This window comes from Saccharibacillus sp. O23, from assembly GCF_002205895.1.
Lineage (GTDB): Bacteria > Bacillota > Bacilli > Paenibacillales > Paenibacillaceae > Saccharibacillus.
The window spans coordinates 225,894-247,940 of the sequence record NZ_NJDE01000003.1; the positions used below are offsets into that span (position 1 = coordinate 225,894).

20 protein-coding genes are annotated in these 22,047 nt (G+C 58.8%); 4 read left to right on the forward strand and 16 right to left on the reverse strand.

The genetic code is table 11. From position 1 onward, the window contains the following. Positions 1–41: 41 nt before the first annotated feature. The 6 genes from CDO73_RS05030 to putP all read right to left on the reverse strand — a co-directional run bounded on the left by CDO73_RS05030 (position 42) and on the right by putP (position 5,179). Complete coding sequence (locus CDO73_RS05030; RefSeq protein WP_373446966.1) at positions 42–458, reverse strand: DUF350 domain-containing protein; 417 nt, start codon at positions 456–458, stop codon at positions 42–44. Then, the gene (locus CDO73_RS05035; RefSeq protein WP_088487410.1) at positions 455–1,102 is read right to left on the reverse strand and encodes a hypothetical protein; all 648 of its coding nucleotides are present in this window, start codon (positions 1,100–1,102) and stop codon (positions 455–457) included. Before CDO73_RS05035 ends, CDO73_RS05030 begins: the two co-directional genes overlap by 4 nt. A gap of 2 nt (positions 1,103–1,104) precedes the next feature. Then, positions 1,105–2,316: a glutathionylspermidine synthase family protein gene (locus CDO73_RS05040; RefSeq protein ID WP_088487411.1), complete on the reverse strand. Its 1,212-nt coding sequence runs from the start codon at positions 2,314–2,316 to the stop codon at positions 1,105–1,107. Next, entirely contained in the window at positions 2,313–2,924 is a 612-nt protein-coding gene (locus CDO73_RS05045) for a hypothetical protein (RefSeq protein WP_088487677.1), read from the reverse strand. The genes CDO73_RS05040 and CDO73_RS05045 overlap by 4 nt, the downstream gene beginning before the upstream one ends. 242 nt (positions 2,925–3,166) lie before the next feature. Continuing rightward, a complete protein-coding gene (locus CDO73_RS05050) occupies positions 3,167–3,379 on the reverse strand; it encodes a hypothetical protein (protein WP_088487412.1) in 213 nt (70 codons plus the stop codon). A 348-nt stretch (positions 3,380–3,727) separates the two neighbouring features. After that, complete coding sequence (putP, locus tag CDO73_RS05055) at positions 3,728–5,179, reverse strand: sodium/proline symporter PutP (RefSeq protein ID WP_088487413.1); 1,452 nt, start codon at positions 5,177–5,179, stop codon at positions 3,728–3,730. A gap of 266 nt (positions 5,180–5,445) precedes the next feature. Between putP and CDO73_RS05060 the strand changes: the two genes are divergently transcribed. Continuing rightward, positions 5,446–6,957 (forward strand): peptide MFS transporter, encoded by a 1,512-nt coding sequence (locus CDO73_RS05060; protein WP_088487414.1) that lies wholly within the window; start codon positions 5,446–5,448, stop codon positions 6,955–6,957. Positions 6,958–7,036: 79 nt separating this feature from the next. On the opposite strand, the gene rhaM is transcribed toward CDO73_RS05060, so the two are convergent. The 3 genes from rhaM to CDO73_RS05075 all read right to left on the reverse strand — a co-directional run bounded on the left by rhaM (position 7,037) and on the right by CDO73_RS05075 (position 10,348). Continuing rightward, positions 7,037–7,351, reverse strand: coding sequence for an L-rhamnose mutarotase (gene rhaM, locus CDO73_RS05065; protein WP_088487415.1), 315 nt, complete (start codon positions 7,349–7,351; stop codon positions 7,037–7,039). 103 nt (positions 7,352–7,454) lie between these two features. Then, entirely contained in the window at positions 7,455–8,525 is a 1,071-nt protein-coding gene (gene rlmN / locus CDO73_RS05070) for a dual-specificity RNA methyltransferase RlmN (RefSeq protein ID WP_088487416.1), read from the reverse strand. A 305-nt stretch (positions 8,526–8,830) separates the two neighbouring features. Continuing rightward, positions 8,831–10,348 (reverse strand): HD domain-containing phosphohydrolase, encoded by a 1,518-nt coding sequence (locus tag CDO73_RS05075; protein ID WP_088487417.1) that lies wholly within the window; start codon positions 10,346–10,348, stop codon positions 8,831–8,833. Positions 10,349–10,550: 202 nt separating this feature from the next. Here CDO73_RS05075 and CDO73_RS05080 point away from each other — a divergent pair, with 202 nt between their 5' ends. Continuing rightward, on the forward strand, positions 10,551–11,474 hold the full coding sequence (locus tag CDO73_RS05080) for a TIGR01777 family oxidoreductase (protein ID WP_088487418.1): 924 nt from the start codon (positions 10,551–10,553) through the stop codon (positions 11,472–11,474). 116 nt (positions 11,475–11,590) lie between these two features. On the opposite strand, the gene CDO73_RS26680 is transcribed toward CDO73_RS05080, so the two are convergent. Continuing rightward, positions 11,591–12,391 carry a MerR family transcriptional regulator gene (locus CDO73_RS26680; protein ID WP_179218585.1) on the reverse strand — a complete coding sequence of 267 codons (801 nt, stop codon included), beginning with the start codon at positions 12,389–12,391 and terminating at the stop codon, positions 11,591–11,593. Between the two features lie 107 nt (positions 12,392–12,498). After that, entirely contained in the window at positions 12,499–13,425 is a 927-nt protein-coding gene (locus CDO73_RS05090) for a CPBP family intramembrane glutamic endopeptidase (RefSeq protein WP_088487420.1), read from the reverse strand. Positions 13,426–13,583: 158 nt separating this feature from the next. Between CDO73_RS05090 and CDO73_RS05095 the strand changes: the two genes are divergently transcribed. Both CDO73_RS05095 and CDO73_RS05100 read left to right on the forward strand, forming a co-directional pair. Then, positions 13,584–14,939 (forward strand): hydroxysqualene dehydroxylase, encoded by a 1,356-nt coding sequence (locus CDO73_RS05095; protein WP_088487421.1) that lies wholly within the window; start codon positions 13,584–13,586, stop codon positions 14,937–14,939. A 92-nt stretch (positions 14,940–15,031) separates the two neighbouring features. After that, complete coding sequence (locus tag CDO73_RS05100) at positions 15,032–15,808, forward strand: sporulation protein (RefSeq protein ID WP_088487422.1); 777 nt, start codon at positions 15,032–15,034, stop codon at positions 15,806–15,808. A gap of 199 nt (positions 15,809–16,007) precedes the next feature. Here CDO73_RS05100 and CDO73_RS05105 read toward each other — a convergent pair whose 3' ends face one another. From CDO73_RS05105 to CDO73_RS05125, 5 genes are all read right to left on the reverse strand, one after another. Continuing rightward, positions 16,008–17,015 (reverse strand): LLM class flavin-dependent oxidoreductase, encoded by a 1,008-nt coding sequence (locus CDO73_RS05105; protein WP_088487423.1) that lies wholly within the window; start codon positions 17,013–17,015, stop codon positions 16,008–16,010. 203 nt (positions 17,016–17,218) lie between these two features. Continuing rightward, positions 17,219–18,121: a methyl-accepting chemotaxis protein gene (locus CDO73_RS27340; RefSeq protein WP_088487424.1), complete on the reverse strand. Its 903-nt coding sequence runs from the start codon at positions 18,119–18,121 to the stop codon at positions 17,219–17,221. 170 nt (positions 18,122–18,291) lie between these two features. Next, on the reverse strand, positions 18,292–19,215 hold the full coding sequence (locus CDO73_RS05115) for a methyl-accepting chemotaxis protein (protein WP_088487425.1): 924 nt from the start codon (positions 19,213–19,215) through the stop codon (positions 18,292–18,294). Positions 19,216–19,449: 234 nt separating this feature from the next. After that, complete coding sequence (locus CDO73_RS05120) at positions 19,450–20,358, reverse strand: methyl-accepting chemotaxis protein (protein WP_088487426.1); 909 nt, start codon at positions 20,356–20,358, stop codon at positions 19,450–19,452. Between the two features lie 163 nt (positions 20,359–20,521). Next, positions 20,522–21,916, reverse strand: a complete 1,395-nt coding sequence (locus tag CDO73_RS05125) for a GGDEF domain-containing protein (RefSeq protein WP_088487427.1) — start codon at positions 21,914–21,916, stop codon at positions 20,522–20,524. Positions 21,917–22,047 lie beyond the last annotated feature (131 nt).

A 22,047-nucleotide genomic window follows, 5' to 3' on the forward strand; every position in this document is an offset into this window, starting at 1 on the left:
CCGCGTTCGCTGGTTACGGCGAACGCGGCTTTTTCACGCTTTTAGATGATCAGGCTGCTGATGGAGATCGCCGTGCCGATAAAGACCGCGCACAGCAGCAGGCCCACGGCCACATTGCCTTTTTCCAACTGCTCCGCGATCTTGAACTTCGGCGTCACGAGCTCGAATACCAGATACACGATGACCAGGCAGACCTGCCCGATCAAGAACCAGATCGCCATGAACCAGATCGACGTGTTCGTGTAAGCGGAGATGCCCAGAATGATGCCGGTCGCGATAAATTTGCCGCCGAGCGCGAGGCCGACGGCCACGTTGCCTTTTCTCAACTCTTCCATGTCGTTGAACGGCGTCTTGATGAAGAATATCAGCATGCCCACGATTTGCAGCACGATGATCGCGACCAAGCTTATCACGATGTTGAATAACGTTGTCCAATCGAATCCCAATTCCGCCATCATTTGGCCCACCCCCGAAATTTCGCATATGCCAGATCGTAATCCTCGAAATCATGCACTTCTTCCAGTACTACGGAGGTCGTCTTGGCGTCTTTCAGTTTGCCGTAACGCGCGTCGTCCACCGGCTGTTTGATCCGGTTGCCCGAAGGCAGTTCGACGACCGCGAAGTTACGCGTTTTCCCTTGATATTCCGTCTTGTAGACGCCGACCACGTCGACATCCGTCGTCACGGAGACTTTGAGATTCTCCAGATCGGTCTTCGCGGCGTTCTCGTCCGGATAAGACTTGAGCGTCGTCCAACTCGAGAGCTGCACGTCGTTGCGCCCGTTATCGTCGGTCGTCAGCGTGGCGCTCATATTTTGCAGCGTCCAGATCTTCTGGCCCGTGGCATAATTCCCGTCGTTCGGCAGCAGTTCGTTATCCGGCAGAACCGTCATGTCGCTGCCGACCAGATCGCCGACCGTTCCTTCCTGAATCCGATAATCCCACGGCACCGTATTCGTTCCCGGTCCGTCGTCCGCGTTCGTACTGAGCACGGAACTTTTCGAGCAGGCACCGAGCACGAGCGCCAACACGAGCAGGGGAAGCATCGCCAGCAGGCGGGCGCTTCCGGCTGTTCGCCGGCGCTGTTCCTTCGTTCGCCGCATGTTCATTCCACTCCCAACGCGATAAAATGGCTGGCATTGCCGGTGATCAGTCCGCCGGCGCGGCCCAGCATGCCGCACGGAACGCCGTCGATGACGAACATGCCGACAAGCAGATGCAGCTCGCCTTCGGCGGTCGTCACGCGCGTCAGATCCGCCCTTTTCTGATACACGACCGGAAACAGTCCGCTCGTGTCGTAGCCTTCTTCGTCTTCCAGCTCCAACTCTCCGCCCTGCCCGTACATGCGCACGGAACCGCCTTCGCGGCCGAACATCGACTTGGAGACGTAGTCGCCGGAGAAGATCGGTTTGTTGTATGTAGGCAGCATGTACCGGGCGATCGCGTCCCGTTCTTCTTCGTCGTACAGCATGCCCAGTTCGTGCAGTCCCCAGACGACGGCCATCATGCCTTTGGATTGCAGCAGAATGGCGTGGGGATGATTGAACAGCTTAAGCTGTCCGCTCTCGACCGCGTAGGCCAGCGCTTCGCCCCCGTCGTCGACCGACATCCATTCTTTGGGATACAAAGCGAACATGCGCCCGATCGGTTCGCCTTGTCCGTCTTTGACCAACCCGTCTTCGATCGTGAGTTCCAGGCAATCGACCAGACGCATCTCGCGTCCGCTGTGCCGAACCAACGCTTCGATGGTGCCGGAGTCCTCTTCATGCTCGCCGTACGCGATGCAGGCGGCCGTATCCGGCTTCTCCGCTTCCCAAGCCGCGCGCACCTGTCCGGGCATGGAATCGTTCATGCTTCGGATGCCGAGCCGCTTGCACATCCACGGCGTGGCGATCGAAGATTCGACGTAGCCGGTCGGCGTGTCCGCGTTCAATTCCAGCAGTTTGACGCTCGCTTCGCCGGGACGCTCGGGGTCTTCCGAGACGGCAAAGTCGAAGCGCGCATAGCGGCTGATCTTCGGTTCGTCGGCTACGGGCGCTTGATCGAGCATATTCCACAACACGGACGGGATGCCGATCAGCTCGTAGAGGTCGCGGCGGCGATGCACGTAACGCACGGCTTTGTCGAACACGTTCCACAACCGGCGCGAAGCTTCTTCCACCTCTGCGTACGCGTTCTCGTTCATGACGGCCGCCTGATCGATCCAATACTGTTCGTCTTCGTAATCCGCCCAAGCGAATCCCATTTCCCGAAGTTCTTCCGTCAGCGCTTCGCGATCCGGCGACGGCGTTCCGGCGATTCTGAACAGGCCGCTCATCCGCCGAAGAATCCGCCGGATTTCGATTTCGAGCCCGACTTGGAACCGGAAGAACCGAGTCCGCTCGATTTGCCTCCGACGCCGCCGGAACCGCTCGACGTGGAACGCCGGGTGATCTTGCCGGTCGAATTGGACGTCTTCGGACGCACCGTGGAACCGGAGACTTCGCGGTTCTGGAAGCTGCCCGAGCTGTACGTGCGCGGCGTGTACGGACGGCTGGAACCCGCATAATAGCCGCGGCGGTCGTCGTACCAACCGCGCGACGAATATACGCCGGCATTATTGAACAAGAAGTGGTAGAGCAGCATGTCGTCCCAGCCGAAGCTCGAACCGTAACCGCCGTAATAATTGTTGACGACCGTCGTTCCGCCGGATCCGTCCGTCGGCGCCGTCGTCTGTTCCTGTTCCTGAAGCTTCTGCTCGTCGATCGGCAGGCTCCAGTCGACCGAAGGGTCGTAATACTGTTTCACTTCGTCGCTCGACCATTCCACCAGCTTCGGCTCGGCGCTGCCGCTCGAAGCCGACGCCGAACCGACCGGCGCGATCGCCGCATGCGCGATCAGCGCAAGGCCCAACGAGGTGGACAACACTTTGACCGGACGGCTGATCCCTGTCTCGTTCGACGAACCGCCCGCTCCGCGGAGCGTTTCGTCGTAAGTCTTCTTGCCCCCATCGGCACGGACCGCGCCTTCGTCGGACGAACTCCCGGCCGCTTCTGCCGATGTCTCGGAAGCCAAGCTGTAACGCTCCGGCTCTTCGGGAATCGGCTTGTTATTTTCCTTGCCTGTATGATCCAACGTTCTGTCCCTCCCTTATCCAAACGAAACGTCTATCGGTCGTTCGCCGAACGTCAGCCGTGCATCGGCACGAGCAGCAGTTCCAATTTGCCGGTGTCGACGTTCAAACGTCCTTCGACCGCTTCGAACTCGCGTCCCTGCACGACCAGATAGTTGGCGTGCTCCAGCGCGGCGACCATATTCATGCTCCATGAGCGTTCTTCGAGCTGTCTCAGCTCTCCGCCGACCATTTTTTCGAACAATACGACTCCGATGCCTTGTTCCATTCGTCATTCCCCTCCCTGATTGATCGAAAAGCTTCGATTAGGTTCGACTTACGCCTTTTCTATACGCGCTTATGGGCGAATCGTTGCGCGGACCTTCTTGCTCTTCCCGATATTCCCATTCAGCATACGATTTCTCAATAATGAAGGCAATATTCCGGCAACCGTTTTCGACAAATATCCATCGATTCGGCGGATCGTTCAGATCCTATAAGCGGCTTCTTCAAGCAAAAAAGGCAGCAAAGAGGCCTCGATCGCCGACATGCGGACGATCGAGGGTTCTTTGCTGCCGAGCAGCGCGGCTCCGGACGACTGCGATCCGGAATCCGCCGCGGGCGGGTACCCCGCCTGTTATTTCTCCGTAAGGTTCGCTCCGTTCGCCCGAGGACCGCCCGTCAGCGTGCTGACGAGGAAGATCGCGATCAGGTTCGCCGCGAAGCCCGGCACGATCTCGTAGAGCGTATCCTTCAGCGCCGGAACGTTCGCCCATACGATAACCGTAACGGCGCCGACGGCCATGCCGGCAAGCGCGCCCCAACGGTTCATCTTTTTCCAATACAAGCTGAGCAGGATGACCGGTCCGAACGAAGCGCCGAACCCGGCCCAAGCGTAGGCGACCAGCGTCAGGATCGTATCGTTTTTCGTGTACGACAACGCCAACGCGGCGACCGACACGACCAATACCGCCAAACGGCTGACGAAGCTCAATTCGCGATCGGATGCGCCGCGGCGCAGCAGGATGCGGTACAAGTCTTCCGTCAAAGAACTGGCCGTGACGAGCAGCTGCGACGAGATCGTGCTCATGACGGCAGCGAGCAGCGCGGCCAGCAGGAAGCCGGTGATCAGCGGATGGAACAGGATATGCGACAGTTGAATGAAGACCGTCTCCGGATCGTCCAGCTTCAGGCCGTGGCGCGAGAAGTAAGCCGCTCCGATCAATCCGGTCAGCATGGCGCCGCAGACGGAGAAGATCATCCAACCCATGCCGATCCGGCGGGCGCTTTTGATTTCTTTGACCGAAGAGATCGCCATGAAACGCACGATGATATGCGGCTGGCCGAAATAACCGAGGCCCCACGCGAGCAGCGAGACGATGCCGAGCGTGCTGACGCCTTTGAGCGGATCGAGCATCGCCGGATCGATCGAGCGGATCTCGCTGAACGCGCCGCCGAACCCGCCGCTGTGGCTCAACGTCACGATCGGAACCATCACGAGCGCCAGAAACATGATCAAGCCCTGCACGAAGTCCGTCCAGCTTACGGCCAAGAACCCGCCGAACAGCGTATAAGCGATCGTGACGCCCGCGACGATCCAAAGGCCCGTATGATAATCCAACCCGAAGCTCGATTGGAACAGAACGCCGCCCGAGACCATGCCGGACGAGATATAGAACGTGAAAAAGACGATGATGACCAATGCCGAGACGAGACGCACGATCCGCGTCCCGTCGCCGAAACGGTTCTCCAGATAAGACGGAATCGTCATCGAGTCTCCGGCTTCCTCGGTGTACGTCCGCAGGCGCGGCGCGACATAGAGCCAGTTCGCGTAAGCGCCGATGGTCAGGCCGACGGCGATCCAGCCCGCGCTGAGCCCCTGCACGTACATCGCGCCGGGCAGGCCCATCAGCAGCCAGCCGCTCATGTCGGCCGCTCCCGCGCTGAGCGCGGTGACCGCCGGACCCAAGCTGCGTCCTCCCAATACGTAATCCGATAAGCCGGACGTCCGTTTGTAAGCGAACCAGCCGATCAGAAGCATGCCTGCCAGATAGATCGCAAGCGAAATCCAAATTTGAGTATTGCCCATATCGTTCCCCCGGTTTCTTTCGTGTTGTCTGTGTAAGGCGCGCCGCGAACGGCAGCCATTCTAAGATCGTAAACGATTTACCGCGGCAGAGCAACAGATTTGTGCTTCGAACAAACAACTGTCGAAAACGAAAACGCATTCGGCCGAATCGTTCGCAAAATGTCAAAAGGCCGAAAATTTTCCGCCGCTTTCCCGAAATCTTGGTTGGATCGTCGACGGCGGTTTATTTAAGGAATAAAGCAGGCTGAAAACGCGGAGGGATGCGAATGAAAGGCAATTCGGGAAATCACGCGGAAATCAATAAGCAAGACATTGTGGACAGCGTGCCGCAGACAGGCTTTTTCGGTCATCCGAAAGGGCTGCTGACCCTGTTCTTCACGGAATTTTGGGAACGCTTTTCTTATTACGGGATGCGGGCGCTGCTGCTGTATTATATCTACGACCAGACGGTGAACGGAGGTCTCGGCTTCTCCGAAGCGACCGCCGTCGCCATCATGTCGGTATACGGCTCGCTGGTCTACATGTCGACCATTATCGGCGGCTGGCTGGCGGACCGCGTACTGGGCAAAAGCAAATCGTTATTCTACGGCGGCGTCCTGATCATGCTCGGGCATGTCGCGTTGGCTTTTCCGGGCGGCGCGACGACCTTGTTCCTCTCGATGGGACTGATCATCATCGGGACCGGCATGCTGAAACCGAACGTCTCCAGCGTGGTCGGCGAGATGTACGCGGAAAACGATAACCGGCGCGACGCCGGCTTCAGCATCTTCTATATGGGCATCAACTCGGGCGCGTTCATCGCTCCGCTGATCGTCGGCAGCGTCGGGCAAAAAGTCGATTATCACCTCGGCTTCTCGCTGGCGGCGGTCGGAATGTTAGCCGGACTGCTGGTCTTCTTGTTCACCCGCAAAACGTATCTGGGTCTGGCCGGAGCCGCCGTGCCGAATCCGCTCACGCGCGAAGAACGCGGACGCGTGCTGACCCGGCTCGGCATCGGCGCGCTGGTTCTGGCGGCGATCGTCGTCGGTTCTTCCCTGCTCGGGTGGCTGACGATCCGCTCGTTCACGATCGCGATCGGCGTGCTCGGCGTGCTGATTCCGATCGCTTACTTCACCGTCATGTACAGAAGCGGCAAAACGACGGAGATCGAACGTTCCCGGCTGTTGGCTTATATTCCGCTGTTCGTCGCGGCGGTGATGTTCTGGTCGATTCAAGAACAAGGCGCGACCATTCTGGGCGTCTATGCCGACAAGCGCACGCAGCTCGACTTTATGGGCATTCGTATCGAACCTTCTTGGTTCCAATCCGCGAATCCGCTGTTCATCATCGTGCTTGCGCCGATCTTCGCTTGGATCTGGACGCGTCTCGGCGACCGCCAGCCCAGCGTTCCGGTCAAATTCTCGCTCGGGCTGCTGTTCGCCGGCTTGTCGTTCCTCGTCATCTTGATTCCGGGGCAGTTCGGCGGCGGCGGGCTGGTCAGTCCGCTGTGGCTGGTGCTCAGTTATTTCGTCGTCGTGCTCGGCGAACTGTGCCTCTCGCCTGTCGGACTTTCGACGACAACCAAGCTGGCTCCGGCGGCTTTTTCCGCGCAGGCCATGAGTCTCTGGTTTCTCGCTCCCGCGGCCGCTCAGGCGATCAACGCTTTGATCAGCCCGCTTTATTCGGAAGCGAACGAAACGCTGTACTTCGGCATCATCGGCGGAGCTTCTCTGGTTCTGGCCGTCGTGCTGTTCTTGCTGGCTCCGATCATCCGCCGGGCGATGCGAGGCATTCATTAAAGCCGGATGGCGACGAAAAGCTTCGACAAACAAAAAGGCCTCTGCCCGTAAGGGCAAGAGGCCTTTATCCGTTTGTTTCTCATCCCAACCGAAACACTTCCGTCAATTCATGCGCGACCGGGCTGTCGTCCGCGTTCGTCTCCATGATGTCTTTCATATACGCCCACCATCTGCGGCAGACTTCCGTATCCGCCGAACGCGCCCATAATTCTTCGTCCGTGACGACCAGATAAGCGAATAGATTGTCCGTGGCCGGGTCGAGAAAAATCGAGTATTCGATCATGCCGTGCTCGCGCAGCATCTGTTCCATCTCGGGCCAGAGTTCGTCGTGGCGTCTGCGGTATTCTTCGTGATGTTCTTTGTAGACCTTCATTACCGAAGCTTTGCGGATCATGCGTGCTGCTCCTTTCGCTTCCGAACTGAATGCACAAAAGAATTATTCGCAAGTTGCGAGTAATGCGACGTCCGATATTCACGGACTCGCCGAATCGATCGCCTTAAGCCGTGCGGTCTTTCTTCATCTGCTTGCTGCGAAGCTGGCCGCAGGCCGCGTCGATGTCGGTGCCGTGTTCCATGCGGACGGTCGCGTTGATGCCGCGTTTTTTCAGCACGTCGTAGAAACCGTTGATCGCTTCCGGCGTGCTGCGTTGGTATTGGCTGTGCTCGTCGACCGGATTGTAAGGAATCAGATTGATGCTCGCCAAATCTTTGAACTCGTCGAGCAGATCCGCCAACTCCGCCGCGGTCTCGAGGCCGTCGTTCACTTCGCTGAGGAGGATATACTCGAACATGATCCGGCGTCCGGTCGTTTCGAGGTAATACCGCACGGCGTCCATCAATTTCTCCAGCGGGAACGCCCGGTTGATCATCATGATGCGCGTGCGCAGATCGTTGTTCGGCGCATGCAGCGAGATTGCCAGATGCGTCTGCGTCCCGAGATCGGCGAAAGCGCGGATCTTGTCCGGAATGCCGCTCGTCGAAACGGTGATTCGCTTGGCGGCGATCGCCAGGCCTTTGCGGTCTTTGACCACTTCGAGGAAGTTGATCAGGTGCTCGAAATTGTCGAACGGTTCGCCGATGCCCATCACGACGATATTGGTCACTTTCTCGCCTTGTCCCGCCGCGTCGAGATAATGCTGCACGGTCATGATCTGTTCGACGATCTCGCCGGCGGTCAGATCTCGGCTTTTCTTGATCAGGCCGCTCGCGCAGAAGCTGCATCCGATATTGCAGCCGACCTGCGTGGTGACGCAGACGGACAAGCCGTACTTTTTGCGCATCAGCACCGTTTCGATCAGGCTTCCGTCATGCAGCTGCAGCAGAAATTTGACCGTGCCGTCGGAAGCTTCCTGCTTCACGAACTCGGTCATCGTCTTGAGCGAGAAACGTTCTTGGAGCAAGCTCAGACAAGCCGCGTTGACGGCCGCCATCTGCGAAAAGTCGCTGACTCTCGCTTTGTACAAAGCTTCCCAGATATGAGCGGCCCGGGATTTCTTCTCGCCGTTCTCCGTGAGCCAATCGGACAGCGCGTCTAAGGTCAGTCCGTAAATGGACGGTTTGCTATTCATGTTGCGTTACCCTCTTTTCAACCCGGAATCGCGGCGACCTTCGCCTTTTTCCGGTACGTAAAATTCGGCTCTACGGCCATAAGCCGCACAGCCGAGCATTCGTCCTTCATTGTCCCAAATTTTAGGCATGAATACAAGAGGCGGCGCCTCCCGACTCGCGAAAACGCGGATCGACGGTAAGGTAAGGTTTACGTTCATCAAAAACCAGCTTGAACCGTGCGTGTTTCCGATAAACGTAAACCTTTGATTAAAGTCGATCCGCTTTCGGGTACGCGGATCGACGATACTGCCGTCGATCCACTTAACTAAAACACTTTCTCGTCCGCGTAGTGCGAACGGATCTCCAGAAACTCGTGCAGATGTTTGAGGAACAGATCGGTGAGCACGGGATCGAAATGCCGTCCCCGTTCCCGGCGGAACAGTTCGACGATATCGCTGAGCGGCCAAGCCTTTTTGTAGACCCGATCGCTCGCCAGCGCGTCGAACACGTCCGCGATCGCCGTAATCCGACCGTACAGATGAATATCGTTGCCTTTGAGGCCGTTCGGATAACCGCCGCCGTCGTATTTCTCGTGATGCTGCAGCGCGATGATCGCCGCCGTCTTGAGAATCGGACGGCTCGAATGCTTGAGCATCTCGTACCCCGACAGCGCATGACCCTGCATGGTCGCATATTCTTCTTCCGTGAGCTTGCCGGGCTTATTCAGGATCGAATCGCTGATGCCGACCTTGCCGATATCGTGCATCGGGCTCGCCAGAGCCAGCAGATTCGCTTCTTCTTCCGGCAGCCCGTACTTGAGCGCGAGCAGTTTCGTATATTCCGCCACCCGTTTGACGTGGAAGCCCGTTTCTTGCGAACGGGTCTCCGCGATCTCGCCGAGCGTGTAGATGATTTCTTTTTGCGTGCTCTCGATCTCGTGACGCAATTCGAGGTTCTCGAACACGGCATCCGTATTCGCGCAGTACGATTCGGCCAGATAATATTCCCAATCGCTGGGCGTTCGGCTGCCGTCGATAAAGATCAGGCGTTCCGTTCCGACCGCGCTCGGCGAATGAAAATGAAAACCTTCGAACGTCAAAGACTGCCGATTGAACGTGCGCAGCAGCGACAGCAGGTTGTCGACGTCTCCCGGGAGCGCATACGTATCGAGTTCGGCGAATTTGCCCGTCGCCGCCAACTTGCGCCATCTGCGTTGGTTCTTCTGAAGAATCAATCCTCCGAAAGAATGTTTCGTATTCAGGATGGAGGCCAGATGCCGCAGCACGTCGTGCGCCAGACCTTCCAACGAACCGGAGTTCAACACCAACGAAGAAGACAAAGCGACATATTCCAGACTCTTCTTCTCGTCTTCGGTCTTCTTGAATTCCCGATAAGCGCGCAGCGCTCCAACGAAGGCCGCTTTCAAGCGACCGACTCCGGCGTCCAATTCGCCTTTGAGCCGAAACGCGTTGATGTCGTAGCGGAACATGATCTCTTCTTCGGCGTCCGCCCATACGGGATCGGCCACGACGACGATCCGAACGGAGGCGTTCAGCAGCGTCGACCGGATATATCGGATCAGTTCGAGCGGCGCGCGATCTTGCGAGGCATCCAACTCGATCATCACGGACGCGATGTCTTGTTCTTCTTCCAACAGCAAATATGCTTCTTGGGAGTCGGCGGCGTGGATCAAGTGTACGGGCCTCTCTTCGAAAACGAACCCCGCGAGCAGACGGGACAGCAGCGCGAATTCTTCGCCGCTTCCTCCGACCAATAAAATGTTCCATTCGTTGCCGATATCCGTCGCGAGGGTACCCCCTCCGTTCAGAGGATGTTCATTCATTCCGATTCTCCTTCAGCTTGTTTTCGATCCGTTTTTGCAATATCCGCTCCAAAGTGCAGCTTTCGCCCTTTTCGATTTATCGTCAACTCGGCAGGCGAATTGAAGGGAACATGGGTACAAATTTGTATGGCAGACAAGAAAAAGGCAATACGCCGGTTTATTATGCCGAAAGCTTGACGCGTATTTCCGAGGGAGGGAAATGATGGGAAATACAACCAGCCTTGCGAGCACCGCAAAAGGAAAAAGAAAAATCGTGCTGGCCGGCGCGACCGGATTTATCGGCAGCGCCCTGCAAGAACGATATACAGCCGAAGGCTGTGACGTGCGCATGATCTCGAGACGGCCCGGCCACATATCTTGGGACGACCCTACAGCCATCGTCGAAGCGCTGAACGGCGCCGAGATGCTCGTCAATCTGGCGGGCCGGTCCGTGAACTGCCGCTACAACGAACGAAACCGCCGAGAGATTCTCGCGTCGCGCACGGAGACCACCCGAATTCTCGGCGAAGCGGTCGCCGCCTGTGCGAATCCGCCCGAATTATGGATCAATTCGAGCACGGCCACCATTTACCGCGATGCCCGCGACCGTCCGATGACCGAAGCCGGCGGCGAGATCGGAAGCGGCTTCTCCGTGGAGGTGGCCCGGGCTTGGGAAGAAGCTTTTTTCGCGGCCGATACGCCGCGAACGCGAAAAGCCGCGCTGCGGATCGCGATCGCGTTGGGACGCGGAGGAGGCGTGATGGTTCCTTACGCCAACTTGGTGCGGTTCGGTCTGGGCGGGCCGCAGGGACCCGGAAGCCAGCGTTTCAGTTGGATCCATCTGGAGGATCTGCTTCGCATCGTGGACTTTCTCGCGGAGCGCCGCGATCTGTCGGGCGCGTTCAATGTTTCGGCCCCCGAGCAGGTCACGAACAAGGAACAGATGGAGATCATGCGACAGGCTTACGGACGCCGCTTCGGGCTGCCCGCTCCCGCGTGGATGCTGGAGCTCGGAGCCGTCGCGATCCGCACCGAAACGGAGCTGATTCTCAAGAGCCGCTGGGTACAGCCCGAACGCCTGCTGCAGGAAGGCTTCGAGTTCCGTTATCCGACGCTGCGAGCGGCGATGGCGGAAATCGCGAGATAAGAAACAAGAACATCGCAAGACAAAGATCGGCCCCCGGCCTGCGGAGAATCCGCCGCAGGCCGGGGGCCGAAGCTCATGCTGCGGATGTCCGCGGCTGCCTGCGAAGCGGCGATGCTTTACCTTTCCGGCGGAGGCATCTTCTCGGCCGAACGCCGCAAATATTCGTCGGTGATCGCTTCGATATAAGCGGTCGTCTCCGCATCCAACCCGTAGACTTTCGCCGATTCGCTTTCGTCTGGACGAACGAACGACCAATAGCGTTCGACCAGCTTCGCGTCGCCGCCGAAACGACCCAGCGCGTAATCCAGCAGGTCTTCCGCCAGCTTCAGCGAATCCGGAGCGTCCGCCGCGGAACCGACGCCCGCGTGCGCGCGGCGCAGCAGGGACGCCCAGACTTCCGCTTCTTCGCCCGTTTCCGCGAATTCCGGCAGCCGCTTCCGTTCTTCTTCGGAGAAAAATCGCCGTCTCGCCTCTCCGCGCTGCTCCGCGCCGTATGCGCCGACCTGCCGGATAAAATCGGTCAGCTCTTCCAGCACGATCTCGCCGCGGACTTCGATCGAAAACAAACCGGATTCGATCAGTTTCTTCATCTTATCGAGTTCGCGCCTTCGGGCGTCGATCAGCTGCGCTTGTCTTCGCAGCGCGTCTTTCCAGATCTGCGCGCGGGACCGTTCTCCTGCGTCTTCGCCGTTCGGCGGCTTCATTCGCGCGATATCCGAGAGTTTGAAGCCCATCTCTTTCAATACGGCGATCTCCTGAAGCCGAAACAGTTCTTCCGCCCCGTACAGCCGATAACCGGATTCGGGATCGCGTTCGGGCGCGATCAATCCCATTTCCTCGTAATGGTGGAGAGCCGCCGCGCTAAGGCCGGTGCGCTTGGACAGTTCGCCGATCCGATACCGTTCCCCGTTCGCCACGCTTTCCCCTCCCCGCTCTCGATGCTCCTTTTCCGCGGCCGGCCCGGAGTTTCCCGTCCGTCGGTTCCAGCTTAATCGATCCGCTTCGCGCACGCAAACGGTCTTCTTCAGGTTTCCGGAACGGCCGATTTTTTGCGGCGGATCGCCGAAACGGCGGCGAATGCCGCCGCTCCTCCCGCCACCACCGTCAGAAACAGCACCGCCACGCTGCCGGTCTCCGGCTCGATATCGGTATAAGCGACCAACCCTTCGCCCGGCGCGGCCAATACGACGAAGCGGGCCAACATCAGATAAGCCAGATGGAATCCGATGCCGGCTCCGATCCGTCCGAACGCGGAACGAGCGCTTTGCAGCGCCACCGCGAATACCGTCAGCAGCACGAGATAATCCGCGGTGATCGGTTCCGCTCCCAAGCCGGTCGCCGCCTGCAATCCGCGCACCGTTACCGGCGCAAGCACGAACGGCAGCGGCGACAAGAGGAATGCCCATGCCGCCCGCATGCGTCCTCTGAGCGCGTCGGGAATCAACGCGCGGAACACCAATTCTTCGGGCAGCGCTTCGTACAGAAGCGCCGTAAGCAGATTGATGCCCAAGCCCGCCAGCAGCGCGGGAGTCGCGTTCAATCCTTCGACGCGCAGCCAGCCCAGCGCGTGCGCGTGCGCAAAACCGGCCGCGGCGAGAAGCAGCGCGGTACCGCCCGCGCCGATCGCGGCGGCCGCTTCCTTTTTGAGCGCTCGCCCGCTTATGCCGATCGGCAGCCGCCCGAATCTGCGGCGGTATAACGCGCAGACGCCCGGCACGACCGCCGCCGCCACGATCAGCGCCTGAACCGGCAGCCGGACCGCCCGTTCGATTCCGGCCGCTTCCATGAGCGAAGCGGCCGCGCCCGCCGCGTACAACGCCGCTGCGAAAAGCAGCCAACCCCCTATCGCTTCGCGCAGCGATCCCCGTTCGCGATTCCCGTTGCTCTCCGCGCCGCTGCCGCCTTGTTCGCCCTCGCCTTTTCCGATCCTTCTCCGCGTTATCATCTTCATACCCGTTCGCCTCCTTGATCGCAACGGACGCTGCGCGCGTCCGCTCCGGAATGTCTTCACGTTAAACCCTCAGGTATACCCGAGAGTCAAGCGTCGAACGGGCCGAGCCGGGTAATGGGAAAGAAGACATTCACGATACAGAAAGCGAGGAAACCCCATTGCCGCAAATTCCTGATGCTTCGAACGAACGACCGACGATCGTGATCGGCGCCGGACTGGCCGGCCTGACGTGCGCCTTCGAATTGGCCGACCAAGGCAAGCCGGTGCTGGTGCTCGAAGCCGCTCCTTACGTCGGAGGGCGCACCGCCAACTGGAACGAGCACGGCATGGAGGTCGAATCCGGCTTCCATAAGTTCATCGGTTATTACACGCTGCTGCCCGAACTGTTGGAACGTGCCGGGATCGACCTGAACGAGATGCTGTTCTGGGAAAAGTCGATGGAGACGCGCCATCCCGAAGCCGATGAACCCGGCGTATTCGGTCTGGACGTCGTCCGCGCCCCGCTCAAAACGGCGCTCGGCGCGCTCGGCAACAACAAATACCTGACGCCGGCCGACAAAGCGTCGCTGATCCCTTTTTTCACCGCGGGGTTCAAAGACTATCTGGCGAATCCGGAAGAACTCGACGAGATTCCGCTTAAAACCTATGCCGAACGCCACCATGTGACGGAGCAGGCGCTGGAACGCATTCTGGAGCCGCTGTCCTCGGGCATCTTCTTCCTGCCGCCGGAGCAGTATTCGTCCTACGCGTTCTTCGGACTGTTCGCTCCGGGCATTCCGCGCCTGCACAAGATGCGGATCGGCGCGTTCAGCGGCGGCATGACCGACGTGATGTGCCGTCCGCTGGCGGACGCGATCGAGCGGCTGGGCGGAACGGTTCGCACCTCTGCTCCGGTTCGCGGCCTGATCGTCGAAGACGGGGCGGTCACGGGCGTCGAGCTGGAAAGCGGCGAGCGTCTCCTCGGCGCGAACGTCGTGGTCGCCGCGAATATCCGCCGGTCGCAGAAGCTGCTGGCCGAACATTTCCGGGACGTCTCTTGGTTCGCGCCGTTCTTCGAACTGGATGCCATGCCGCACGTGACCGCGCAGTTCGAACTGCCGGAGCCGCTGCTGCCGCAGGACCGGACGACGTTCGGACCGGGCACGCAGCTCGGCTCGTTCGGCGAGCAGTCGCGGACGACGTTCCGAGGCAAATCCGGCCGGACTTCGATCATCCTCGTCGATCCCGACGCCCTGATCGATCTTCCGGAAGAAGAAGTCTGGCGGCGGACCGTCGAAGGGTTAAAAGCGATCGGGCTGGACGGCGTCGATCGGGTCACCGATTACCGCATCGTTCGCGGCGACGAAAACTTCTACCGATTGGCCGTCGGCAGCGAAAAAAAACGGCCAAAACAGGTCACGCCGATTCCCGGCTTGTTCCTCGCGGGCGACTATACGAAGCAGCCTTTTCTCGCCACGATGGAAGGCGCGGTCATCTCCGGCCAGCGGGCGGCGCGCGGCATTTTGAAAGCCTGATTTTTCGCCCGCGAAATTTCTTCGGACAAAACGAAACCGCCCTCCGCGAGCCTGCGTATATCTGGCATCAATCAAACGGAGGGTGAAAATTTATGTCTTTTTTCAAAAAAATGCTCGCCAGCGTCGGAATCGGTAATGCCAAAGTGGACACGGTGCTCGACACGGCCGAAGTGCCGGTCGGCGGCGATATCTCGGGCGTCGTGTACATAGAGGGCGGCCAAGTCGAACAGCAGGTCGACCGGATCTATCTGTTCCTCAAGTCGGAATATCTCCGCGAACACGACGACCGCAAAGTCCGCGAAACGGCGACGATCACCAAGTTCCTGCTGACGGACCGCTTCACGCTGCGCGCCGGCGAACGCAAAGAAATCCCGTTCCGCTTCACGCTGCCGGAGTACACGCCGATCACGCTTCGCGGCGCGGCCGTATGGATCGAAACGGGCCTCGATATCCCGAGCGCGGTGGACGCGACCGATCGCGACGGACTGAACGTCACGCCGAGCGACGAGATTCAGATCGCGCTGGACGCGATCGAACTGCTGGGCTTCCGCCTGCGCGAAGTGACTAACGATTACGCGCCGCGCCTCGGCGGACCGCTGCCGTTCGTGCAGGAATTCGAATACGTGCCGACGACCAAGTTCCGCGGCCATCTCGACGAACTGGAAGTCTTGTTCCGCCAGCAGGGCGGCGATCTGGAACTGCTGCTCGAAGTCGACCGCCGCGCCCGCGGTCTGCGCGGCTTCTTCTCCGAAGCCGTCGGCACCGACGAGAGCTTGGTCCGTCTGCGTCTGACTCAAAGCGAACTGCGCCAAGGCCCGCATCGCGTGGCGGACATTCTGGAAGACACGATCTCGCGCTACGCGCATTGATCGGCGGAGCGGTCGGCTCGGTCAGTCGGACCCGTTGAAGCAACTTTCGAAGACAGCTCGAAGGACCGCTTTTCGCGGTCCTTTTTGCCGTGCTCGCCTATCGGCTTCGCGCTCGCTTACCCGGCTGCGCGCTCCCGTCAGCTTCGACAGCGATCGCGGCTCGGCGCGGAGCCGCAAAGTCTCGGCGCTCGGCGCGCATTCAACGGAGCTTCATCGCTTCGGCCAGCAGCTCGTACATCCGAAGCTTCGCTTCGAAATCCGGCGAGACCGTCGCCAGCATCAGTTCGTCCGCGCCGTAGAGGTCGGCGAGCGCGACCAACTGCCGACGGACGCCGGCCGGATCGCCGACGACCATCCGGGCGCGTCCTGCCCGGATTTTTTGCTGCTGTTCCTCGCCGTAGGAGCGCGCCTGTACCTCTTCGACCGTCGGCACGCGGTTCAGCCGGCCGCCTTCGCCGATATCGAGCAGGTAATCGTCGAAGACCGACGCCAGACGCTCCGCTTCGTCTTCGTCGCGGCCGCAGACCGCGAACAGCGAGACCAGCACGCGGGGCTCCGCGCCGGGAACCGCAGGCACGAAGCGGTCGCGGTACGCTTGCACCGCTTCGCGGCCGCCGCGGCCGCGAACGAAATGCCCGAACGCCAAGCCCATGCCGCTTCTTGCGGCGATATCGGCTCCGTTCTCGCCGGAGCCGAGCAGCCACAGCTCGGGGCTCGACGCCGGGCGCGGCGTCACTTCGGCTCGGCCGCCGAAGCCGATGCCTTCGGTTTGTTCGCCGCGAATATGCGCGGCCAGCCGCGATACCTGATCGGGGTAGCGGCTGAACGAGCCGCTGCGCCCGTCCAGCAGCGCGGCCGAGGTCTCGGCGCGCCCGCCGGTCGAGCGGCCGACACCCAGATCGATCCGCCCCGGATACAGGGCGGCCAATACGGAGAAGCTCTCCGCGACCTTGAACGGGCTGTGCATCGGCAGCATGACGCCGCCGGAGCCGATCCTGATCCGTCCTTGGGTCGCGCTGCCCAGCGCGGAGACGAGAATCTCCGGCGCGGAGCCGGCGAGCACCCGGTTGCCGTGATGCTCCGAGACCCAGAAGCGGCGATAGCCCCATCGTTCGGCCGCCTGCGCCAGCTTGATCGTCTCGGCGAGAGCCGTCTCGGGAGAGGCTCCTTCGCGAATTTCCGAATAATCCAATATCGACAGCTTCATAGGGAATGCCTCCTCTCGACGAATCCTGAATTCCGTCGACTTCCATTATAGGCGATTTGCCCGCATCTTTTCCCCTTCGCCGCTCCATGCCAAAAAGCCGCAGTCTGCGGACTCCGGCTTCGCGAATTCGAATCGCCTGCTTATTCGATTCGCCTGTTTGTCGAATCCGTTTCCTTGCGGCCGCCGAGAAACGCGGACAACGATCAGATGATGCTGTTGAAATCGCGCGCCCGCGCGTCAAGCTGTTCCGAAGCGGCCGAGATATCTTCGAACTCTTCCATCGCGGTACGGATCTGCGAATGGCTGCGGTTGATATTCTCCTGCGCCGCGTTGGTACCTTCCGTGATGTTCGTGACTTCTTTGGTGATCCCTTCGATATTGCGGCGGACTTCGACGATCGATTCGCTGACGCGGCCCGCGAGTTTGCGAACTTCTTTGGCGACGATATCGAACCCTTTGCCGTGCTCGCCGGCATGGGCCGCTTCGATCGCGGCATTCAGCGCCAACAGGCTGGTCTGCGAAGCGATCTCCTGAATCGTCTGCACGATGCCTCGGATCGACTCCGCTTGGTTTTGCAGGCTGCCCAGCGTCGAGATGTTCTTCTCCGAGACCGCCGAGATCTGCTCGATGCTGCTCATCAATTCGTGGCTGCGCACGATTCCCGATTCCGCGCGCACGTTCAATCCTTCGGACATCTGCTGAAGTTCGGCAACCACTTCTTCGATATTTTTCTGACGGCGGGTGATATTGGTCGCCACCTTGACGATCTCGATGACTTTACCGTTGTCGTTCAAGACCGGCATATACGTCGCTTCCAACCAGATTCGCTCGCCGCGGGAATCCATCCGCTCGATCTTGTCTTGGAAGCTTCGGCCGGACATCAGATCGCGCCAGAATTTCTCGTAATCCGAACTGTTGGCAAAAGCAGGGAAACAAAACTGGCGATGATGCATGCCGATCATGGCTTCTTCCTTGTAGCCTACTGCTTCGGCAAAGTTACGGTTGACGAATACGACGCGACGATCCAAATCGAAACGGATAATCGCCAAGTTTTTTTCCAAAGCCGACACCAACAGATCGTTATTCGCCATCGCTGCATGATTCATGCATCATCACCTGTTCCCGCATATTATTTTTGAAAAAAATCCCATTTTTCTCCTAATTACTTAACTTATATATCGACTTTTAAAGACGTTATTTTATATTTTTCGACAATTTTCTCGTGCTATATGCCTAAATATATTTGCCGAAGATGCCGAAATTCCTTCTTATTCTTTTACAACAGTTTGGAAAACTCTTTGGCCTGCGCGTCGAGTTCGCCGGAAGCCGCCGAGATTTCCGCGAATTCGTCGATCGCGAGCCGAATCTGTTCTTGGCTCTCGACCACCGTATTCTGAGCCAGATTCGTGCCGCTGGCGATGTTATCGACTTCTTTGGTGATGCCTTCGATATTCCGGCGGACTTCCACGATCGAATCGCCGGCCCGGTTCGCCAGCTTCCGGACTTCTTTGGCGACGATATCGAAGCCTTTGCCGTGTTCGCCCGCATGCGCCGCTTCGATCGCCGCGTTCAGCGCCAACAAGCTCGTCTGAGAAGCGATTTCCTGAATCGTCTGCACGATACCGCGAATGGAATCGGCTTGGCGCTGCAGACTGGCAAGCGTATTCATATTGTTTTGCGAGACCTCGGCGATATGCTCGATGCTCTGAAGCAGGGCGTGACTGCGCTGAATGCCGCCTTCGGCTCGAATGTTCAGTCCGTCGGACATCTGTTGAAGCTCTTCCATGACGGTAGAGATGGTCTCGATCCGCTCCGTGATGTTCGTCGCCACTTTGGAAACGCCGAGCACTTTGCGATTGCTGCCGAGTACCGGCATGTAAGTCGCCTGCAGCCAGATCCGGCGGCCGGAAGCCGTTACGCGCTGAATCTTGTCTTCATAGCTGCGGCCGCTCAGCAGATCGCGCCAGAACTTCTCGTAAGCGGGGCTGCCGGCGAATTCGGGCACGCAGAATTTGCGATGGTCCATCCCCTGCATTTCTTCTTTGGTATAGCCCATTACACCGGCGAAATTGTCGTTGACGTAGACGACCCGGCGGTTCAGATCGAATCGAATAATCGCCAGATTCTCTTCAAGCGCCTTCACGACCAGGGCATCGCTGACTTGCTCTTCCATAAGGTGCTGTTCATTCGATCTGTTCATAAACCCACCGTTCCTCTCGTCATTTCCATTTATAAAGATTTCGCACAACTGTATTTCCCGAAAGTTTCATGAGAAATATATCGGACGCGATACGTCGATTGCTTAGATCGATTTTTCGTTTTTCTTCCGGACGGCAAAAAAAAGCATCCGCCGACTTCCGATCGGACCCGCTATTCGGGTCGCGATCGTCGTAAGGCAGATGCTTGTTAAGCCGAAACGCTGCGCCGGCGCTTCTCAGATCAAGTCCGAGAACCGCTTCGCTTGCATATCCAATTTGCCGGACGCATCGGAGATCTCGGCAAATTCCTCGATGGCATGCCGCAGTTCCCGTTGACTCTTAAAGACCGTATTCTGGGCCCGGTTCGTGCCGCGTGTAATATTGCTCACTTCCCGAACGATGCCTTCGATGGTGCGCCGAACCTCCACGATCGATTCGCCGACCTGGTTCGACAGTTTGCCGACTTCCTTCGCCACGATATTGAACCCTTTGCCGTGCTGCCCCGCATGGGCCGCTTCGATCGCCGCGTTCATCGCCAGCAGCCCCGTCTGGGAAGCGATCTGCTGGATCGTCTGCACGATGCCGCGGATCGACTCCGCCTGCTCCTGCAAGATGTCGAGCGTGGACATGTTCTCTCCCGAGACTTCGGCGACTTCCTCGATGCTCTCGAGCAGCGTCTGACTGCGCTGGATGCCGCCTTCCGCCCTCGCGCTCAGCGCGTCCGACATCCGTTCCATCTCCCGCATCGCCGTCGAGATCGTCTCGATCCGCTCGGTAATGTCGGAAGCGACTTTGCATACGCCGAGCACCTGCCCGTTGCTGCCGAACACCGGCATATAAGTGACCTGCAGCCATAACCGCCGCCCGGTCGCCGAGAGCCGTTCGACTTTGTCTTCGAACGTGGCTCCGCTGAGCAGTTCCCGCCAGAAGCGGTCATAGTCCGAACTCATCGCGAACTCCGGCAAACAGAACCGTCGATGGTCCATGCCCAGCATCTGTTCTTTCGGGTAACCCATCACCTGAGCGAATCGATCGTTGACATAAACGACCCGACGATTGATATCGAAACGAATAATCGCCAGATTTTCTTCCAATGCTCTTACGACAAAGCTGTCACTGACTTGTTCTTCATTCGGCCCGTTCATGTAAGTGATCCTCCTAATAGGCAAGGTTCCGGATTCGTCGTCGGCGCATCAGTCGCTAGACCGCAAAACGTACTCCTTATTAGGCATTATTCGCCGCACGATTCCCAATTCCTTCACATTTTTTTCATAAAATAGAGGAAAACCCTTCCGTCGACAACTCTCCTTAACCCGGAAGCCGCATGGACGAATCGCCGAACAAAGTCACTCGGTTCTTGCCGTTTCGCTTGGACTCGTACAAGGCGACATCCGCTTGTTGATACAGCTCTTCGAACGTCTGGTAGCGGGTATCCGTATACGCGATGCCGATGCTCGCCGTCACGCTGATCGAACGCGTATCCGGCAGATCGAACGCGGACGCTTCGATAACGGCGCGGAGTTTCTCCGCGCATTGCCGGACTTCCGCTTCCGTCACGCCGGTTACGAAGATCGCGAATTCTTCGCCGCCGAAGCGGCCTACCAGAGCCTGCTCCCTTGTCGATTCCTTCAGTACGGAGGCGATGCCTTCCAGAATCACGTCCCCGCCGACATGACCGTAAGTATCGTTGACCCGCTTGAAATCGTCGATATCCATCAACAGGAGCATGACGCTCGCTTCTTGCAGTCTCGGGCCGATCATCTCCAGAAAATGACGCCGATTGATCAATCCCGTCAAGCCGTCTATGGTCGCATGGCGCATCAGCACTTCCTGCTGGGCTTCCAATTCTTCGTTCTGTTCTTGCAGACGCTTCATGTACATCTTCGTATTGTCGATGATCCGGTCCGCTTCCTCCGCGATGCCTTCGATCTCGAGATAGGAACGGTCCATGCGGACGCCTTTCTCGAACAATTCGTCCACGTCTCCGTCGGCCAGACGGCGAAACACGCCGCGCAGTTGATGCATCGAATGAAGCAGCGGACGGACCAGCCACCTGCCGAGCCAGTAATTGACGAGAAAACAGAGCAGCCCGAGCAGCAGCATCAATGCGGCGGTCACGCCGACGATCTCGACCAGCAGAGGCGGGTAGATCCGCGCCGTAATCAATCCGAGCTGTTTGCCGTCGTCGTCCAAGATAGGCGCGTAATACGGTTTGTTAAAATAATCGTACAATCCGTTCCGTTCCGCGAGCGCTTCTTCGGCCGTGCCGTCCTGCGACAGATACGCGCTGCGATACAGCTCGCGGCCGTCCAACTCCACGATGATATCGACCGTATGCAGCGCGCGCGGCATCTCGCGGCCTTCGTCGTAGACGAGCGGCTTGTCGCCGTCGATCATCGGAATCCGGTAATTGACGACTTCCTGCCGTTCCACCGTTTTCCACCAAGCCTCGAATCCGGGCGAGGCGGGCGACAGATCGGTCAGCTTCCGGATGCCGTGGTTTTCCGGAAAAGCGGGCGACGTCATCTCGCGCATCGTCGAGTGCGCGACAAGCTGCGCGCCGAGTTGAGCCAGCGGACGGATTACGACGGATAACAGGATCGTCACGATCACCGCAAAGACCAGAATCGTGAACAGAGTGGACAAATTCATTAAACGACGAATCAGCCGGCTTAAGCTTCGGCTGTCGGATTTCTTGATCAAGGGCAAAGCCTCCCATTCTTCTGCTGCCTCTGCGGCCTGCCGCTTCCGTCCGCTTGCGCGGATGTTGTCTTCTTAGTTGTTTTATCGGTTGTTCGATCATTTGTTTTACCGGTTATCCCATCAATTGTAGC

Coding starts and splice junctions, on each gene's coding strand:
- putP (WP_088487413.1), bottom strand. CDS start 5,179: ATGGGCAATACTCAAATTTGGATTTCGCTTGCGATCTATCTGGCAGGC.
- CDO73_RS27340 (WP_088487424.1), bottom strand. CDS start 18,121: ATGAATCATGCAGCGATGGCGAATAACGATCTGTTGGTGTCGGCTTTG.
- CDO73_RS05090 (WP_088487420.1), bottom strand. CDS start 13,425: ATGAAGATGATAACGCGGAGAAGGATCGGAAAAGGCGAGGGCGAACAA.
- CDO73_RS05035 (WP_088487410.1), bottom strand. CDS start 1,102: ATGCGGCGAACGAAGGAACAGCGCCGGCGAACAGCCGGAAGCGCCCGC.
- CDO73_RS05105 (WP_088487423.1), bottom strand. CDS start 17,015: ATGAAGCTGTCGATATTGGATTATTCGGAAATTCGCGAAGGAGCCTCT.
- CDO73_RS05040 (WP_088487411.1), bottom strand. CDS start 2,316: ATGAGCGGCCTGTTCAGAATCGCCGGAACGCCGTCGCCGGATCGCGAA.
- CDO73_RS05080 (WP_088487418.1), top strand. CDS start 10,551: ATGGGAAATACAACCAGCCTTGCGAGCACCGCAAAAGGAAAAAGAAAA.
- CDO73_RS05115 (WP_088487425.1), bottom strand. CDS start 19,215: ATGAACAGATCGAATGAACAGCACCTTATGGAAGAGCAAGTCAGCGAT.
- CDO73_RS05030 (WP_373446966.1), bottom strand. CDS start 458: ATGATGGCGGAATTGGGATTCGATTGGACAACGTTATTCAACATCGTG.
- CDO73_RS05120 (WP_088487426.1), bottom strand. CDS start 20,358: ATGAACGGGCCGAATGAAGAACAAGTCAGTGACAGCTTTGTCGTAAGA.
- CDO73_RS05100 (WP_088487422.1), top strand. CDS start 15,032: ATGTCTTTTTTCAAAAAAATGCTCGCCAGCGTCGGAATCGGTAATGCC.
- CDO73_RS05050 (WP_088487412.1), bottom strand. CDS start 3,379: ATGGAACAAGGCATCGGAGTCGTATTGTTCGAAAAAATGGTCGGCGGA.
- rhaM (WP_088487415.1), bottom strand. CDS start 7,351: ATGATCCGCAAAGCTTCGGTAATGAAGGTCTACAAAGAACATCACGAA.
- CDO73_RS05060 (WP_088487414.1), top strand. CDS start 5,446: ATGAAAGGCAATTCGGGAAATCACGCGGAAATCAATAAGCAAGACATT.
- CDO73_RS05075 (WP_088487417.1), bottom strand. CDS start 10,348: ATGAATGAACATCCTCTGAACGGAGGGGGTACCCTCGCGACGGATATC.
- rlmN (WP_088487416.1), bottom strand. CDS start 8,525: ATGAATAGCAAACCGTCCATTTACGGACTGACCTTAGACGCGCTGTCC.